Origin of the sequence: Roseateles depolymerans, from assembly GCF_003387155.1 — a bacterium.
In the GTDB taxonomy this organism is placed as follows: domain Bacteria; phylum Pseudomonadota; class Gammaproteobacteria; order Burkholderiales; family Burkholderiaceae_C; genus Roseateles; species Roseateles depolymerans.
In genome coordinates, this window is record NZ_QUMT01000002.1 from 746356 (window position 1) to 763822 (window position 17467).

Consider the following 17467-nt stretch of genomic DNA (forward strand, 5'->3'; position numbering starts at 1 on the left):
CGGCTTGCCACCGTGCGTCAACACAGCGCCGAAGGACTGCCTTTACGACAGCGCCGCAATCGTCCGCAGCAAGGTGTCCGGATCCGCCGGTTTGACCACGTGGGCGTCGAAACCCGCATGCAGCGCCTGTTCCCGGTCCTCCTGCCGGCCATACCCGGTCAGCGCGATCAGCCGCAGCTGGGCCCACGCCGGCTGAGCGCGGATGTGCTGGGCCAGTTCATAACCGCTCATGCCTGGCAGCCCGATGTCCAGCAAAGCCAGGTCCGGCAGCGCCTCGCCCAGATGCTTGAGCGCGTCTGCCCCGCTGTGCACCTGCTCGACCTGATGGCCTTCCATCGACAGGATCATGGCCAGCGACGCGGCTGCATCCTCGTTGTCATCCACCACCAGAATGCGCCGCGGCGCCGCCGTCGGGGTGAGCACCGGCGCCACGACGCCGGACTCCTCCGCCAGCAGCGGCAGGCGCATCTCGAACCGCGCGCCGCAGCCGGGCCCGTCGCTGAAGGCGGCCACTGACCCCTGATGCATCTCCACCAGCCGCCGCACCAGCGACAGCCCGATGCCCAGCCCGCCCTGAGACCGGTCCAGCGCCCGCTCCCCCTGCACGAACAGGTCGAAGATCTGCGGACGCAGATCGGGCGCAATGCCGATGCCGTTGTCGGTCACGGTGATCACCGCCTGCTGCCGGTCGGCGTCCTCATCCATCCGCAGCTGGATCTGTCCTTCCGGGTCGGTGTACTTGGCGGCATTGGTCAGCAGATTGGCCACGCATTGCACCAGGCGGGCCTGGTCGCCCCGCACCCGCAGCGGCCGGCCGCTGGTCATGGAAAACACATGCCGGCGCTCTCGCATCAGCGGCTCCACCGTCTCCACCGCCTGCGCCAGCACATCCACCAGCGCCACCGGGCTCAGCTGCAACTGCACCCGGCCCTGGGTGATGCGGGAAATGTCCAGCAGATCGTCCACCAGCCGGGTCAGGGTGCCGACCTGCCGCTGGATGATGCCCACCACGCGACGGGCCCGCGGATCCTCCAGCTCCAGCCGCATCAGCACGTCGCTGGCGCTGCGGATGGGCGCCATCGGATTGCGCAGCTCATGGGCCAGCATCGCCAGGAACTGGTCCTTCTGCCGGTCGGCCGCCTCCAGGTGCTGGCGGGCCTGGACATGGGCGGAGATCTCGCGGAAGTAGCACACCACCCCGAGCCCGCCTTCGGCCAGCGGGATGCGGTGAGCCTGCCAGTCGTAAGCCTCCAGATGGCCGCGGTCGCTGCGCCGGGCGATGAATTCGGGCGCATGGAAGCTGTTGCCGGTGTGGAGCGTGGACCAAAAATTGGCGATGATCTCGGCGGCCAGGGGCGGGCCCCACTGACGGATCATCATGGCTTCAAAGTCTCCGTGCGCATGGTCTTCCGGCGGCACGAGGGCCAAACGCGCGGCGGGATTGGCCTCCCGCAGGAACAGGCGCCCCTGCACCTCATGCACCAGGAACACGCCGATGGGCGCGGCATTGAGCAGGGTTTCAAACTGCGCATTGCGGCGCTGCGTGGCCGCTTCGGCGGCCCGCCGCATGTGGCGCAGCTCCAGCAGGGCGCCCAGACGGGCCAGCAGCTCACGGGCCGAGAACGGCTTGATGAGGTAGTCGTCCGCCCCCGCGTCCAGGCCTTCGATCCGGGACTCCTCGCCGGCCCGTGCCGACAGCAACACCACCGGGGTGGGCCGCAGCACCGCATCGGCCCGGACGGCGGCCAGCAGGCCCATGCCGTCCAGGCGCGGCATCATCACGTCGCTGAGGATCACGTCCGGCGGTTGGCGGCGGGCCGCTTCCAGGGCCGCCCGACCGTCGGGCACGGCTTCCACCTGGTAGTAGGGAGCCAGCAGGTCGCGCAGGTAGCCCCGCATGTCGGCGTTGTCGTCCGCCAGGAGGATGCGGGCGCCAAAGGTGGGCGCAAAGCGCTGGTCGCTCGGGGGCAGGGACTGGGCCGCCAGCACGGACAGCTGGGTGGGTGGGGGCAGCGCGTCGGCGCGCGAGCTCATGCGGGGCGCGGCGGGGAAGGGCGTCGGCGCGTTGTCCGGCCCATCAGGCAAATCAGGTACATCAGGCCCATTAGGCCCATTAGGCCCATCAGGCAGCCAGCGCATCGCCTCGTCGACAAAGGCGCGAGCCGCCGACGTTCGGGCGCCCCGACCCGGCGCGCGAGGCCGTTGCTGGTTCCTGGGCACATGGTCCTGCCCCAGCGGAATCGTCAGCCGGAAGGTGGTCCCCTGACCCGGCTCGCTGGTGGCCGCAATGGTCCCGCCGTGCAAGCGGACCAGTTCCTGCACCAGCGCCAGCCCGATGCCAGAGCCTTCGTGGGTCCGCCCCTCCACACCGGCAATGCGGTGAAAGCGCTCGAAGAGCCGCGGCAGTTCGTCGGCGGCAATGCCTATGCCGGTGTCGGACACCGTCATCCAGACCTGCGCGCCATCCTGACCCATGCGCAGCGTCACGCCCCCTTGCAGCGTGAACTTGAAGGCGTTGGACAGCAGGTTCAGGACGATCTTCTCCCACAGGTCCCGGTCCACCATCACCGGCTCGGGAAGTGCGGGGCAGTCCACCTCGAACCGCAGCCCGGCGCGCTCCATGGCGGAGCGGAAGCTGCTGGCGATGTCGCGCGTGAGGGCGGCCAGATCTTCCGGCTCGAAATAGGCCTGCGCGCGCCCGGCTTCCAGTCGGGAGAAATCCAGCAGTGCATTGACCAGCCGCTGCAGACGGCCCGCATTGCGAAGAATAAGCGCCAGGCGTTGGCGCTGCGCGTCACTCAGGTCGCCGCCCACCGCCAGTTCCTCCAGCGGCCCCAGCATCAAGGTGAGCGGGGTGCGGAACTCGTGGCTGACGTTGGAGAAAAACGCGGTCTTGGCTCGGTCCAACTCCGCCAGCGCTTCGGCGCGGCGACGCTCCTCTTCATAGGCCTGCGCGTCGGTGAGGGCGGCGGACAGCTGCCCGGCCACCAGGTTCAGGAAGCTCCGGTAGCCTTCGTCCAGCGGGCGGCGAGGGCTGCAGCCCACCAGCAGGAAGCCGGTGAGGTCCTGTCCGGCCCCCTTGAGCGGCAGCAACAGGCCTTGTCGGACCGGCTCCGCCCAGTTGTCGACCGTCAGCTGGAGCGACAGCGCTTCCAGTGACGGCAGGTCCTGCGCGCTTTGCTCACCGTACAACGCGGCAATCGGCCACCCGCTCGGGGCATCGTCCAGCGGCAGTTGATCCGGCAACTGCGCCGCCTGCGCGGGGTCGGTGGAGAACGCCAGCCGGGCCATGCGCTCCTGCGGCTGCGTCAGGTAGATGGCCGCAAACGGGACATCCCGCGGATAGTCCTGCAGCACCTTGCAAGCGTGACGGCAGCACTGGTGGATGTCTTCCGCGCCGGTGGCCCGCGCGGCCAGGTCCCGAAGCACCCGCAGGCGGCGCTCGTCGATGACCCGCTCGGTGACCTCGGTCACCACGCACAGCATGCCTGCCACCTGGTCGTTGTCGTCGAAGGCGGGGCTGTAGGAAAAGGTGTGATAGGTCTCTTCCTTGAAGCCGCTGCGTTCCAGATAGAGCATCAGCGCTTCGTCCCATGTCGCTTCTGCCTGTGTCAGCACATGCTCAAGGCGGGGAGCGATGTCCGGCCAGATCTCTTCCCAGACCTTGTCCGTGCGTTCGCCGAGGGCCCAGTCCCGCTTCAGGCCCAGGGTGGGCATGTAGGCGTCATTAAAGAAGAAACGCAGGTCGGACGACCAGCCCATCCACATGGCATACCGGGAGTCCAGCATGATGCGCACGTGCGTACGCAGGGACTGCGGCCAGGTGTCCGGCGGGCCCAGCGGGGTGGTCGACCAATCGTGGGCCCGCATGCGGGCGCCCATTTCGCCACCCCCCCGCAGGAAGGGCGGCGTGGCCGCCAAGTCCTCCGAAGTGCCGGTGATGCGGGCACTCGCGGTGCCGCTTGAAGCGCCATTCGTTGAAGGCATGCGGCCGGGCTCCCAATCCAGATCGCAAAGCGCCGAGTCTACAAGCCGCTTTCCCAGCGAACCCGCGGATTTTTGGGTTGTGCGTTGGATGTACGGCGGCCTCGCACCGAAGAAGGGGTGGGCGCGCCATTTGCCCTGTCGCGCCACGAATCAAAGGTGTTCCATGGATCTGATCTTGTGGCGCCATGCGGAGGCCGTTGAAGCCGGCCCCGGCATGGACGATATGTCCCGGGTGCTCACCACCCAGGGCGAGCGCGACGCCGGCCGCATGGCCGAATGGCTGAATCGCCACCTGCCGCAGGACACGCAGGTCCTCGTCAGCCCTGCCGTGCGCACGCGGCAGACGGTGCAGGAAGTGCGGCGGCCCACCCGGGTGGTGGACGACCTGGCCCCACGCAAGGGCGCTCAGATGCTGTTGCGAGCGTCCGGATGGCCCCACGCAGGTCATCCGGTCGTGATCGTCGGCCACCAGCCCACCCTGGGCATGGTGCTGGCGCATGTGGTGGGCGGCGTGCCGCTGGCGCAGGCCATGCCCTGGCGCTTGCCCAAGGCCGGGCTTTGGTGGATCCGCTGCGAGCACCCGCGGCATGACCGCCCGGGGGTGGTGGTGCTGTCGGTTCGAACGCCCGACCTGGCCTGACCCCACTCAGCCCCTGAGCCGCCCGGTACACTGGCAGCTGTTCATACTCCGAAAGCTGCCTTGAGTTCCAGCCTGCTGTTGATCTTTGTCCTGATTGTCGCCAGCGCATTCTTTTCGATGGCGGAATTGTCTCTGGCCGCCTCCCGTCGCTTGAGGCTGAGGCAACTGGCGGACGAAGGAGACAACCGGGCCTCGCAGGTACTGAAGGTGCAGGAGCAGCCGGGCTACTACTTCACCGTAGTCCAGATCGGCGTGAACACCCTGGCCATCCTGGCCGGTGTGGTGGGCGAGGGCGCGCTGACGCCGCATTTCGAGACCCTGCTGCGCCCCATCATGGAGATCGACAACGCGCAGCGCCTGGCTTTTGCCTTGTCCTTCGGATGCGTCACCATGATGTTCGTGGTGCTGGCCGACCTGCTGCCCAAGCGGCTGTCGATGAACGAGCCCGAGCGCGTGGCGATGATTCTGGTCGGCCCCATGCTGTTCCTCACGCTGGTGCTGCGTCCGGTGGCCTGGGCCTTGAACGCACTGACCGACCTGCTGCTGCGGGTGCTGGGCCGCCCGGTGAAGCCGGACAACACCATCACCCATGCCGACATCCTGGCCCTGGCCGAAGCCGGTCACCAGGCCGGCGTGGTGGCCGATGCCGAGCAGCAGGTGATTGAAAACATCTTCGAACTGGACACCCGAACGGTGGAGTCGGCGATGACGTCCCGCGAGCGCATCGTCTACTTTGCGCTGGACGACGACGAAGCGCTGGTCCGCACCCGGATTGCAGACTCTCCGCATTCCACCTACCTGGTGTGCGAGCAGGACATCGACCAGGTCGTCGGGTATGTGGATGCCACCGACTTGTTCCAGCGGGTGCTGCTGGGCGACCCGATCAACTTGCGGGCCGAGCCGGCCCTGGTCAAGAAGGTGCTGATCGTGCCGGACCGGCTGACGCTGGCCGAGGTGCTCACGCAGTTCCGCCAGGCGCATGAGGACTTTGCGGTCATCGTCAATGAATACAGCCTGGTGGTGGGGGTGATCACCCTCAACGATGTGATGTCCACCGTGATGGGCAGCCTGGTGCATACCGACGAGGAAGAGCAGCAGATCATCCGCCGGGATGACGGCAGTTTTCTGGCCGACGGCATCACGCCGATTCCCGATGTCCAGCGGTCCCTGGGCCTGGACGAGTTCCCGCATCCGGGCCAGTACGACACCCTGGCCGGCTTCCTGATGGTGATGCTGCGCCGCATCCCCAAGCGCACCGATGTGGTGGAGTGGGAAGGCTGGCGGTTCGAGGTGGTGGACGTGGACAGCCACCGGGTCGACCAGGTGATGATCGCCCGGGTGCAGCCCCCGTCCAAGGACACCGCGCAGGGCTGAGGGCGGTTCAGCCCATCAGCAGCGTCCGGCCGTCATACCGGTTGGCCTGCACCGGAATTGGATAGCGGTGTGAAGCCGTCAACGCGCGCATGAAGCCCGGGGTGCGGGTGCGCATCAGGTCTTCTTCCAGCCCCCGGAACGCATACTGCACCGTGCTGAGCATGGCCGCTTCCTGCTGGCTGGAGAGATGGCCGATGAAGAAATTCTCGGTCTGCGCCAGCAGGTCGTGGTTGATGGTGGACGGGGACTGCGTGGAATAGACGATGCCGATGTTGAACTTGGCGCCTTCCTTGGCAAACCGGGAATAGACGTCGATCACATTGCCGGCATTGGGCGGGAAGATCATGTGCGCTTCCTCGAAGTAGATCTGCACATACCGGCCTGCCATCTCATTGCGCACGAACTTGCGTTCCTGATGGAGGAACACCGCCACCGACAGCGTCTTGGCGAAGTAGCGGATGATGCGCTCGTTGGCGCTGCCCAGGTCCACGATGACGGTGTCGCCCTGGTCGATGGTGGCCAGCACCTCGGTGATGAAGTTGTCCACCCGGGGCGAATGGAAGGGCACCGCCGGTCGCAGCACGTAGGGGCCGGCGCCTTCCTGCGGATAGATGAAGCGGGCCATGATCTCCTCGTCGGCATCGAAGAGGAAGCTGCCTTGCTTGCGCAGCGTCGGGTCGTTGGGATAACTCAGGCTGAAGCGCAGCATCAGCGAGATTTCCGCCACCATGTCGGCAAAGCTGCGGGGCAGCGCCGGCGCGCTGCAGCCGTTCACCGCCTGGTAGGCCGACAGACGCAGCGGCTGACTGAAACCCGGGTTGAACGGCTGGCTGTAGCCGTGGCTGTGCAGCAGCGCTGCCAGGCGGGTCTCGTCGTGCTCAAAACCGGCGTGATGCAACACCGTCCAGAACACCATCAGCTTGCGCAGCCGCCGCAGGGCCATCTCCGGCAGTTCCTCGGCATTGAACCCGAGGGCGGGCAGCCGACAGCTCAGCAAGGGCCGGACATAGTCGGACTCGGCCAGGTCGGCGGGCAGAAGCTCCCGCAGCGTGTTCATGGCCTCTTCTGGCCGCTCGTGGAAGTTGAAGCGCAGCAGCTTGCCGTTAGGCCCGGCGGCCTTGCCTTCGGACAGGTAGTAGAGCGTGCAGCGGTCGGCGTAGACGCTGCCGATGTTGTCGGCACCATCTTGCGGATTGCTGTTGGCATATTCGCCGTTGACGTCAAAGATCAGCTGCCCGACGTCCCGATGCTCGGCGGTGACGTCGAGCATGCCCTGCACCAGCAGCTTCACCACGTTGGACTTGCCCAGGCGGGTCTTGCCGAACATGGCGGTGCGGCGGCCGCGGATGTCCAGCATCGACAGGCAACTGGTGACGCCGTTGTGTCGGTAGACCAGCGATTCGTCGTGGCGCAGCAGGCCAAAGCGGATGCGCTGCTCCGGGGTGACGGTGCCGTTGATCAGCAGGTCCTGCATGCGGGCCGTGGGGGCGAACACGCCATAACGGTCGGCATGCAGCAGGTGGCCGGGCTCTCCCGAAAAGCGTGGGGTGCCGGCCGGGTGCGTGGAGGACGGATCGTTGTCCAGCACATAGCAGCCGAGCACCGAAAAGCGCACCAGCATCACCTGGCTCTGCGAGTCACCGCCGCCGGTGTGGCCCTTCATGAGCGTGTCGATGCGCTCCCGCTGGCCGGTGCCGGCGTCCGGCCAGGCCGGGAAATCCAGCAGTCTCAGCAGCACCAGACGGTCCGCCCGAATGTCGGCATGCGCAGGCGGCTGGTGGAGCGGCATGGCCGTCTGGCGGCGGGTGCTTTCCACCATGAAGCAGAAGGCGCCGCGGCCCAGGGTGGACTGGTCGTCCCACTGGGTGCGGTCCGTCATCAGCACCGCGTGGTCGTGGCAAAGGCTAACAAGGGGACCCAGCCAAAGGCCGGGCAGCATGTCTTCGGGATGAACGAGCATGGGCAGGTCAGGGGGATGCAAGGGGAAGGCCAGTGGCAGAAGACACCACGGCCGAAGACACGGTCCGCAACTCGCCTGACTGCCGCGAGACGGACACGGGGGACTGCACGGGAGCGGGCGCCTGCGGCGAGGCCGACACCTCCGCCATGGCGCTCACCTTGACCGGGGCGGGGGACTGCCGCCGGGCGGGTGCGTCCGATGAGGGGGCGCTCAGCCGGTGCAGGCGTTCCAGCACCCGGCGCGCATAGGCTTCGCGCTTGATGGGGTCGCGGGCGTTGTAGGCCCCGAGGGCGGCCACCGTCGGACCCATGCGGACGATGTTGTCGCCCAGGATCCAGGCGCCTACGAAGATGTTGGTGCAGGGGTCCCACAGGTCGGTGGGGCGGATGCCGTAGCGCAGCAGCGTCGGGCCCCAGCTCGAATTGATCTGCATCAGACCAATGTCCTGGGAACCATTGGTGTTGCGATTGACCGCCCGAGGGTTCAGGCCGGATTCCTGCAGCGCGATGGCGTAGAGCAGGTGGGCGGACATGCCAAAGCGTGCCGAGGCCCATTCGAAGCATTGGGCCATGGCGGGGGTCAGCGGGTGGACGGGGGCCGTTGGCCTGACGGGGGCGGGGCGCGCGGGAGCGGGTCCGGCCGAAGCGGTCAGAACCGGGGAGGGGCGGCTGACGGCGGGGCGGGTCGGCGTGGGGAGGGCCGAAGCGCCGCCCGTGCGGGGGCTCGCCCCGACCGCTGTCACCACGGACAACAGGGAGAGGGCCAGACCGAGCACGATGCGGCGCGGCAGGTCATGCGCCAAGGCATGCGCCAGGTTATGCGCCAGGTTATGCGCAAGCTCACGCCCGCCGGCCTGCTGCCGTGCAGTCCCGGCCCCGCTCATGGCTTCAGGGCCGTGGTCGGGCTCGCCTGGATGCCGCTCTGCATTTCGAAGGCAGTGGCGAAAAAACCGAACATCATGGCGGCCAGGGTGATGCCCGCTACCGCCATCAGGGCACTGTTGAGGCGGCTGGCGGACCGCTGGATGCTGCGCTCGATGCGGTCAATGGAGCCCACCCCGATCTTGACGAAGGCGGCAATCGGGTCCCGTCGTTCCGACGCGTCCTGCACCCGGTCCTCCAGCGGGCCATTCAGCACGCCGGTCGCGAAGGCCTGACCGAACTGGGTGGACTGCTCGGACGACAACCTGGACAGGATTTCCCGCAAATGCCACCGCATCCAGGGGGAACTGAATCGCGCCGCGCGTTCCAGCGCCGACCGCAGCGACACACCTGCCCGCATCAGCGACGCAATCGAGACGATGAGCATCGCGCCGGAGAAGTCCCGGTAGAGGCTATAGGGCGCCCAGTGGTCCAGCCGACGCCGCAGCGGGCCCTGCCAGCGGGACAGGGACAGGCCAAAGGCCACCACCAGCGCCACCAAGGCCAGCCCGAGCAAGATCCCGTAATGGCTGACGGTATAGGACACGGCGTAGAGCGCCTGCCCCATCGCCGGCCATCGCTCCGGGGGCAGCAGGTCCGCCAGGATGGGGACCGCGAACAGCGAAAACCCGGTCAGCAGGCCCGCAAACAGCACCATGAGGATCACCGGATACATCACCGCTTTGCGCACGGTGGCAAACATCCGGTCGACTTTCTCCACGGTTTCGGAGAGGAAATACAAGCCCCGCGCCAGGCCGGCATCGCCGCTGCCCTGGATGGCGTCGATCAGGATCAGTTCGGTGGTGGGCACGACACCGATCAAGGATTGCGACAAGGATCCGCCCATGGCCTCGCGCAGCATGTGCCGGTAGAGCAGGGCATCACCGCGGGACCGGGTGCGGCCGCGGGCTTCGTACTTGCGAAGGATGGTGAACAGCGGCACCTTGTCTTCCAGGGCGCTGGCCATGTCGTAATAGAAGTCGGCGCGGCGCTGTTTCAGGCGTTGGGCGGCGGCGCGGAACCGGATTCTGTCAATGATCTGCATGGGGGGCGATGCGGGAAGTGGGGGGGCGCGTGGGCGGGGCGGGCGATCGGGGTCCTAGAGCAGCGACTGGGCCAGTAGTGATGCCCGACCGAAGGTGCGTTCGAAGTAAAAGGGGTCCACACGGCCCTGAGACAGGTCATACAGCACATGTCCCCAGGCTTCCTTGCCGTCCATGTCCGGATCGGTGAAGGGCGCCTTCTGGCGGCTTCGCCAGTAGCGACGGGCTTCCAGGTCCCGCCGCTCCAGCAGCAGCTCCAGCAGTCGCAGGTCCGGCACGATCACTTCAGCGCCCACCTTCATCCCGCGCGTGCCGTTGCGCTCGCCCGTGCTGTAGTCGATGAGCGGCTTCTGGCAGTGCGGGCACCCCCGGTCGCTGGCGCAGAAGATGTGATCGGCGTCCAGGCCAAAGCCCTCCACATACACATTCAGCGCTTCCGGCGACATCAGCCGCCGGGCGGGCACCTTGCAGTGGTCGCAGTTGAGCGGCACCAGCACCTGGTAGACCAGCGCGGACATGAACTCCGGGCTGCACAGGTCGTCCCGCTGAAGACCGACGATGTGGGAGTTGAGCCGGCTGACCACGCCCAGCGCCGAGGTGGCATGGACGGTGGACAGGATCTTGTGGCCAGTCTGGATGGCCACCTGCGCCATGTTGGCGGACAGGGAGTCACGGATCTCCCCGAACAGGCCCACGTCCGGGTCCATGCGCAGGAAGGACAGCATCGCGCCATGGAAGGGGTTGGTGCCGCCAACGGCTTCCAGCGCCCCCCGCTGGATGGAAAGGTGGGAGGCACCGGCCAGCTCGTATTCCACCGGGTCTTCAATGGTGATGAGCTTGCGGGTGCCCTCCTGCGCCAGGTGGGCCAGCATGGTGTTGAGCGTGGTGGTCTTGCCGGACCCGGTGATTCCCGCCACGAAAATGCCGCCCCAGGCGGAACTGAGGGCGTCGTGCAGCCGCTCGACCTGCCAGGGCGTGAAACCCAGGTTGTCCAGCGTCAGCTGCTGCATGCGGGCCGCGTTGTTGGAGCGCAGGATGCGCATCACCACATCCATGCCGCCAACAGCCGGGTGGCTCTGGTAGCGCAAGGTCAGGCGCATGTCCGGCAGGTCCAGCGGGATCATGGCGGCCTGGGGCACGCCGCCGTTGAAGGCCACTTCGCTGCGCGAGTTCTCTTCCGCCAGCACGGTGTAGGCGGCGGAGATGCCGTCCATCACGATGCGCGCCGGAAAGCTGCCCAGGGTGCGCATCAGGCCATCCAGCCGCACGCGGGCACGGCCGATCTCGCCCCGCAGTTCCAGGTGCAGATCGCTGGCGCCCGCCAGCACACAGCGGTGAATGACGGTGCGGAACCACTCCAGCGGGGATGAGTTGGCCACCATGGTTTCGATGGCGCGGGCGCTTTCGCCCTCGCTGCCGCCGACGTCACGCCGCTGGCTGCGATAGGTGATCAGCTCGAAGATGTCGGGGGAGGCGGTGTAGAACCCCTGGAAGTCGTAGCCCAACCGCTTGCCGGCCTGCACGACGTGGTACCAGTCCGGGCTGCGCAATTCGTCTTCGGTGGACAGGACCAGGAAACGCTGCGCGGGGAGGGCCAGCGCCATCAGCTTGTTTTCCTTGTCCCGGGAGACGCGCACCTGCCGCTCGTCCCGCCCGCCCATGACGTTGTCCGACACCACCGACAGCACGCGGTCGAAGGGCGGCAGTTGCGCGTAGTCGGTGAGGTGGCGGGTGGAGCCTGGATGACTGGACGGCGCGGCTGCAGAAGCGGCGCTTCCGTCGGGAGCGTTGCTGGTGCTGCTCGACAAGGTGCTGGCGCGGGGGGCGCTGCGCGTCGCTTCCGTCGCGCCAGTGTTGCCAGCCAGGGGCGGTGCGTCGGCGCTCATGTCAGCGGATGTCCGTGCGTGAAGCCATGGCCGTGGGCGCCATGGGCTGTCCCATGGGTTGCCCCACGGGCTGCCCCGTGAGCGGCAGTTCGCTGGCGCGCAGGGCTGACGGGGGCAGTGCCGCCGGGCTCATGGCCGAGGCGGGCAAGGGCTCGGGGCCAGCCAGCATGACGCCTCCCGCGCCGTTGAAGAAGGCATAACCCGCCATGGAGCTGCCGCGTGACGGGGCGGGCAGCAGATGCACCCGTTGCGCCTTGCCGACGCCCGCTGCCGTGCCTTGCAGCGACACGGTGACGCCATTGGGGCTGATCGCCTGCACGCGCCAGGGGCCGATCTGGGCGAGGGCGGCGCCATCCGGCTTGAGGGCCGAGGCATCGGGGACCGATACGCGATAAATGCGGCCCTCATACAGCAGTTCTGAATCCAGCCGCCGTCCCACGCCGGTCAATGACCAGACCCGGGGCACCTCCACGGCTCGGGCCGGCGCGGACGGTGCAGGCGGCGCTGAAGGAGCGGCGGAGGCTGCGGGCGTCTGAGCGGCATCCTGGCCCAGCAGGCGGCGGGCCGCCGCATCCAGTTCCTGCGCCTTCTTGCGGCGGGCGGCTTCAATGACCTGCTGCATGGAGGCCGACGACGCACCGTGGGCATCCTCCGCGGCGACCGCCGCGCCGGACATCCACGCCTGGCCTGCACACACGCTCAGCACGCTGGCCAGCAGGCCGCGGGCCGCGCGCAGCCGGCGGGTGCGACGGACGCCGGCGAGATCAGAAAGGTTTGCCTTTTGCATAGATTTGTCCTGTGAGGGTGTAGGTGACCTGGCCCGGGGTGAGGAGCACCGTGAGGGTCTCCGGGACCGCGGACGGCGGCAGTTCGATGGACGGCAGGGACCACACGCCGTCCGTCACCTGCCAGGACAGGCTGACCACCGGGCGGTGAAGCGCAGTCAGCTGGGTAACGGACGGTGGGCCGAAGAGCCGGGCTGGTTTCAGCGATGCGGCCTGGGCATTGCCCGCCACGAGCGACAGGTCTTGGAGACGGCTGCCCCAGGTCTGGGTCACGCCGTCCACCAGCGGGAGCTGCTCGCGGACCAGGGACGGGGCTGGGGCACCCTCCTCCCAGCTGTAGTGGGTGGTGATCGTGGCCCCCAGCAGATCGCCATTGCCATCGGCGGTGACTTGCGGCGCGGGGCTGGCAGGATCGGGACGCGGCGCGTCGGTGAGGAAGTCCTGGAAGTTGCCGAAATTCCGGGTCCAGGTGGCCTGGCAGTCCCGGCTGGTCTGGCTGCAGGTGAAGCGCTGCAGGGCCCAGCCTTCACGTGTCAGGGGGACGCGGCTGAGCAGCGTGCGCCAGTGGTCCAGCACGGTGTTGCCCGGCTGGCCCGCGCCGGCCATCAAGGTCTCGATGGCCTGTTCATAGAGCCGGTTCGGGTCGTTCTCCCGGGCCAGACGGGCGGCCTCTTCCGCCGCCTTGCGCGCCTGATACTGGTTCCAGAGCATGTAGCCCAGGCCAGAGCCTGCCAGCAGGGCCACGGCCACGCCGCCCACCAGCGTTCGCCGCAGCACGCGGTTGATCAGGGGCCGCACCAGCGAGGTCGCCTCCGGCATTTCGAAGATGGCCTGCACCGGCAGCGGTTCGCCGTTGGGAATGGCGTCGCGCAGGTCCGTGGCCACGCGCACATCCTGGTCGATGTGGATGTCTCGGAACTCCTTCAACAGCGCCAGCGCGGCCTCCAGCGAGTGGACGAGCCGGTCGAAGCCGGGCACCGGGCGGCGGTCCATCAGACCGATGAAGGCGACCCGGTTGCCGGCCGACAGCAGGACCGCTTCGGCACCGCCGGAAGCAAACCGCTCGATCAGCAGCACCACCGCCGAGTGAGGGCGGCCGGGCCCTGCCTGCAGGCCCCGGGTCAGGCCGATCAGGCTTTTGTCCGGCAGCATCGTGGCGAAGCTGTAGCCCAGCTTGCGGGCCCGCTGGAATTCGGCAGCGGGGTCTTCACGGTCTTGCGTGGGACTCCATTCGAGCTCGAAGATCACGCGGGTGCCCGCCAGCACGCAGCTCTTGGCGACGGCGCCCGAGCCGGCGGCTGAGGTGTCGCTGCCGCCGGACAGGCCGAGGAGGTCGCCGGAGCCCATGTTGCCGGTGCCGATGTTGCCGGTGCCGCCTGGGTTGTATGCCATGAGTGCCCCCTTAGCGGTCGGTCAGACGCGGCGTGATCAGAATCACGGTGCCCTGCTTGCTGCGGCCGCCGCGCTTGGAGATGGGCAGCAGGCCGCGGATCACGTCGCTGTCATCGGCCTGGGCCTGCTCCCGCTCGTAGCCCACCAGCACGAGGGTCTGGCCGGCGGGCACGCTGATGCGCTGCAGCGACGAGAAGCTGACGGTGTTGGGCAACTGGATGGACTGCGCGGTGGATCCGCTGCCGCTGGTGAACGCCTTGATCTCACGCAGTTCGCTCACCTGCATCACGGTCTGCAACAGGACGCGGTTGGAGTCCAGGATGACCGGGAGAATCATCAGGCCCAGACCGGTAGAGATGGAGCCCGGCACCAGGGAACCGGCGGTGGTCACCCCCGTGGTGCCGTTCACCACGGGCGCGGTGGTCTGTCTCACGTAGGACTGGGTCTGCAGCGATCCGACCGGCACCGGCATGCGGTTGGTGGTGGTCACCACGCTGGAATAGGCGGTGGAGACCTTGCCGTATTCCTGCAGCGAATCCGCCACCAGTCGGCTGGGTGAGCTGCGGGATGACGACGGGGCCAGCAGGAACGACAAGGAGCCGGGTGTGTTGCCGGACAGTGCGCCCGGGCCTTGCGGACCCGTCAGCGTCAGTTGATTGCCGGTGGCTTTTCCGAGCACGGCCTGCCAGTTGATACCGTTGCTGTATTGATCGGTCAGGTCGACCTGCAGGACTTCCACCTCCAGCACCACCTGGCGGAGCAGCGAGGTGTTGACCTCCTGCAGGAAGGCTTCCACCCGTTCCACATTGCCCAGGGCGTCGGTCACCGTCACGAGGCCGGAGCGGGGATCGACCTGCAGGTGGGCGCGGGCCGACAGCATGCCCTTGAGCGCGTCCCGCAGGCCGCTCCAGTAATCGCTCTCGGTCTGGAAGTCGACGGTCAGCGAGCCGGCGTTGGTGCTGCTGCCGCCGCCACTGTTGCCAGAGCCGCTGTTGCCGCCGTCCTTGGAGCCGCCGCCAAAGATGTCGAAGGAGCCATTGGTCTTGAGACCGTTGGGCAGTGCTTTGACCAGGATGGACCGGGTAATGAGCCGGCTGAAGACGATCTTGCCGCCGTTGTATTCCCACTGCAGGCCGGCGCGGGTGGCGACCAGGTCGAGCAGGCCGGACAAGGGGCCGGAGTAGTCGAGCTCAATCGTGTTCAGCAGTTCACGGGGCTGCAGGCTGAGCGACAGGGCACCGGCGGCTTCCGCCTGCTGCACGACAGTGACGGCGTCTGCCGACGAGGATGTGGCGCCGGTCGTGCCGCGAGCTGCCGTGCCGGCCGATGAGGGCGCGCCTTCGGCCGCAATCAGGGTGCCGGGCGCGAAGTCGGTGGCGCTGGCGAGCGCATCGGGCGTCATGATGACGGGGATGTCGATCAGCCGCGAGATCAGTTCCGCCACGATGGGCAGCGAATGCCGACCGGGGTAGCGCAGGGTCACCTGGCCGATGTGGGTGGGCAGGGTGGACGCCCGTTGCAGCGGGATGGACTGCCGTGCAAAGCGCGGCAGGGTGTCCGCCTGCACCAGCGTCGGCAGGCGCTGCGGTTCGCGAGCCTGCGTCTGGAACTGACCCATCCGTGTCTTGTCCCGGTTGTAGTCCTGCTGGGCCAGATGGGTCGACTGCACCGCACAGCCGGTGGACAGCACACATCCCAGCGCCAGGGCCAGACGGCCGGGCAGGGGGGAAAGCTCAGGCCACCGGCGGGGCCGCTGGATCAGCACGGTGGCCGGGGCCAGCCGGCCGCCAGTCATAACGTGGGAAAGTCGGATCAACGCCGTTCTCCATCTAGCATGTAACGCACCACGCGCAGCACGCGGGTGTCGGGATTGATGCGGGCCTGCACCGGATAGTCGGTATCTCGCAGGGAGGTCATGGCCTGGTTCAGGGCTTCCAGAAAGTTCCCGTTGAGCGTGACCTGGGCGTCGATGGCGAAGTCGCGATCGACCTCCCAGACCAGTTGCCAATTCGCGATACGGGTCCAGCGCAGAAGCGTTTGTCGGAACGTGCGGTCCGACAGTTCGACGGTCCATTCGGTGGGGGCTTCACTGCGCAGCCCCTCCAGGGCCTTGTCTTGGGTGGGGTCCAGCGTGCTGCCGTCGGGACGGGTCCCCAGGGCTTGAGGTCGGGGGGTACGGATCCATTCCACTTCGCCATACCCTGGAACTTCAGCGGGGACCTCAGCGCGGACCTCAGCGCGGACCTTGCTCGGGCTTCCGGCGTTGTTGGCGGCGCTGGCTTTGGCTTTGGGCGTGGCGCCAGAAGGTCCAGCAGAAGGCCCAACAGAAGGGCCCGCAGACGCCCCTGCAGAGGCCCCCGCAGCGATGCCTGCGGAAGCAGCGGCAGATGCAAACGCAGAAGTGGCGATGTCGCCGCTGGCGGACGCAGGCGTGGCGGGACGGAACTTGCTCGGGGCGGGTGATGCAGAGGCGGCCTGCGCACCCGTGAGCAGGCCAATGACGAACAGCGGAAGCAGCCTGAGTGTTTTCATGGAGATGTCAAGGAGAGCCGTTCAGAACGAGCCAAAGTCCGGGCCTGCAGGACGCAGGCCCGGACGGGACGTGGCTGATTTACAGCGGAACGAATGCGTAGACCACGCGGGTGTTGGAGTTGCCGCCGCGGCACCGTTCTGCCAGCTTGTCGATGTTGATGGCGGACGTGGCGTCCGGGCCCTTGATCATGTCGGTCGCTGCCGGCGCACTGGTCAGAGGCTGGTCGAAGTTGGCGGGGGTGGCCTGCGTGGCGGGCGCGTCCACCCACAGGACCTGCGCCAGCGGGGCCAGGCCGTTCACCACGGTGGCGCACATGTCGGTCGGGATGCCGGTGGCCACGACGATGTAGCCGCGGTCCTTGCCGCCCACGCCGTCCATGTTGGAGTCATTGCCCTGGATGTACAGGGAACCGCCAAAGGCGTTGCTGACGGTGGGCGTGTCGTTTTCCCACTTCACCGTGTTGGGCGAGAAGGCGCCCAGCGCTGCAGCCTTCTTGGTGGTGATGGAGGCGAAGTTGCTGCTGTTCACAGCTGCCCCCACCAGCGCTGCGTTGATGCGCGGCACCTCGGCCAGCAGGTTGTTGGCACGGTTGTTGGCCAGGATGCGCTGCACGCCGATCAGCGAGCCGACGATGAGCACCGAGACGATGGCCAGCGCGATGGACAGCTCGATCAGGGTGAAGCCCTTCTGGCGTGCCGCGAGGGCGGGGATCTGACGGGCGGACAGCTTGCGAAGGGAAGGATTGCGTTTCATGGTGGTCCTTTGGGTGGAATGCAGCGCGCCACGGTTGCTCCGGATGAATGTGTGGCGGCTGATGTCGCTCACGGTTGAACAACATGGAGCGGAATCGTAGAGATCCGTTTGATAAAAATAACTTCCATACATTGATAGAAATGACAGCCTGCATAGGCCATCTCTCCTTCATGCAGGCCGGTGCCTTCTGCAAA

General features: G+C 67.5%; 12 protein-coding genes. 2 read left to right on the top strand and 10 right to left on the bottom strand.

Annotated elements, in window-relative coordinates; all coding sequences use genetic code 11:
• Window positions 1-42 precede the first annotated feature (42 nt).
• The gene (locus tag DES44_RS11275) at window positions 43-3987 is read right to left on the bottom strand and encodes an ATP-binding protein (RefSeq protein WP_058935024.1); all 3945 of its coding nucleotides are present in this window, start codon (window positions 3985-3987) and stop codon (window positions 43-45) included.
• A 163-nt stretch (window positions 3988-4150) separates the two neighbouring features.
• Here DES44_RS11275 and DES44_RS11280 point away from each other — a divergent pair, with 163 nt between their 5' ends.
• Together DES44_RS11280 and paeA are read left to right on the top strand one after the other, a co-directional pair.
• A complete protein-coding gene (locus tag DES44_RS11280; protein WP_058935025.1) occupies window positions 4151-4627 on the top strand; it encodes a SixA phosphatase family protein in 477 nt (158 codons plus the stop codon).
• Window positions 4628-4657: 30 nt separating this feature from the next.
• A complete protein-coding gene (paeA, locus tag DES44_RS11285) occupies window positions 4658-6001 on the top strand; it encodes a polyamine export protein PaeA (protein ID WP_058935026.1) in 1344 nt (447 codons plus the stop codon).
• A gap of 7 nt (window positions 6002-6008) precedes the next feature.
• Here paeA and DES44_RS11290 read toward each other — a convergent pair whose 3' ends face one another.
• The 9 genes from DES44_RS11290 to DES44_RS11335 form a co-directional block, all read right to left on the bottom strand.
• A complete protein-coding gene (locus DES44_RS11290) occupies window positions 6009-7880 on the bottom strand; it encodes a helicase HerA domain-containing protein (RefSeq protein WP_170156653.1) in 1872 nt (623 codons plus the stop codon).
• 88 nt (window positions 7881-7968) lie between these two features.
• Window positions 7969-8532: a lytic transglycosylase domain-containing protein gene (locus DES44_RS11295; protein ID WP_083525559.1), complete on the bottom strand. Its 564-nt coding sequence runs from the start codon at window positions 8530-8532 to the stop codon at window positions 7969-7971.
• 308 nt (window positions 8533-8840) lie between these two features.
• On the bottom strand, window positions 8841-9926 hold the full coding sequence (locus DES44_RS11305; RefSeq protein WP_058935028.1) for a type II secretion system F family protein: 1086 nt from the start codon (window positions 9924-9926) through the stop codon (window positions 8841-8843).
• A gap of 54 nt (window positions 9927-9980) precedes the next feature.
• Window positions 9981-11810 (bottom strand): GspE/PulE family protein, encoded by a 1830-nt coding sequence (locus DES44_RS11310; RefSeq protein ID WP_058935029.1) that lies wholly within the window; start codon window positions 11808-11810, stop codon window positions 9981-9983.
• 1 nt (window position 11811) lies between these two features.
• On the bottom strand, window positions 11812-12597 hold the full coding sequence (locus DES44_RS11315; RefSeq protein ID WP_058935030.1) for a hypothetical protein: 786 nt from the start codon (window positions 12595-12597) through the stop codon (window positions 11812-11814).
• Window positions 12575-13987, bottom strand: a complete 1413-nt coding sequence (locus DES44_RS11320) for a type IV pilus inner membrane component PilO (protein WP_058935031.1) — start codon at window positions 13985-13987, stop codon at window positions 12575-12577. The genes DES44_RS11315 and DES44_RS11320 overlap by 23 nt, the downstream gene beginning before the upstream one ends.
• A gap of 10 nt (window positions 13988-13997) precedes the next feature.
• A complete protein-coding gene (locus DES44_RS11325; protein ID WP_147307056.1) occupies window positions 13998-15803 on the bottom strand; it encodes a secretin GspD/PilQ domain-containing protein in 1806 nt (601 codons plus the stop codon).
• Window positions 15800-16519, bottom strand: coding sequence for a toxin co-regulated pilus biosynthesis Q family protein (locus DES44_RS11330; RefSeq protein WP_083525560.1), 720 nt, complete (start codon window positions 16517-16519; stop codon window positions 15800-15802). Before DES44_RS11330 ends, DES44_RS11325 begins: the two co-directional genes overlap by 4 nt.
• Window positions 16520-16598: 79 nt before the next feature.
• Window positions 16599-17273, bottom strand: coding sequence for a prepilin-type N-terminal cleavage/methylation domain-containing protein (locus DES44_RS11335; protein WP_170156654.1), 675 nt, complete (start codon window positions 17271-17273; stop codon window positions 16599-16601).
• Window positions 17274-17467: the final 194 nt, after the last annotated feature.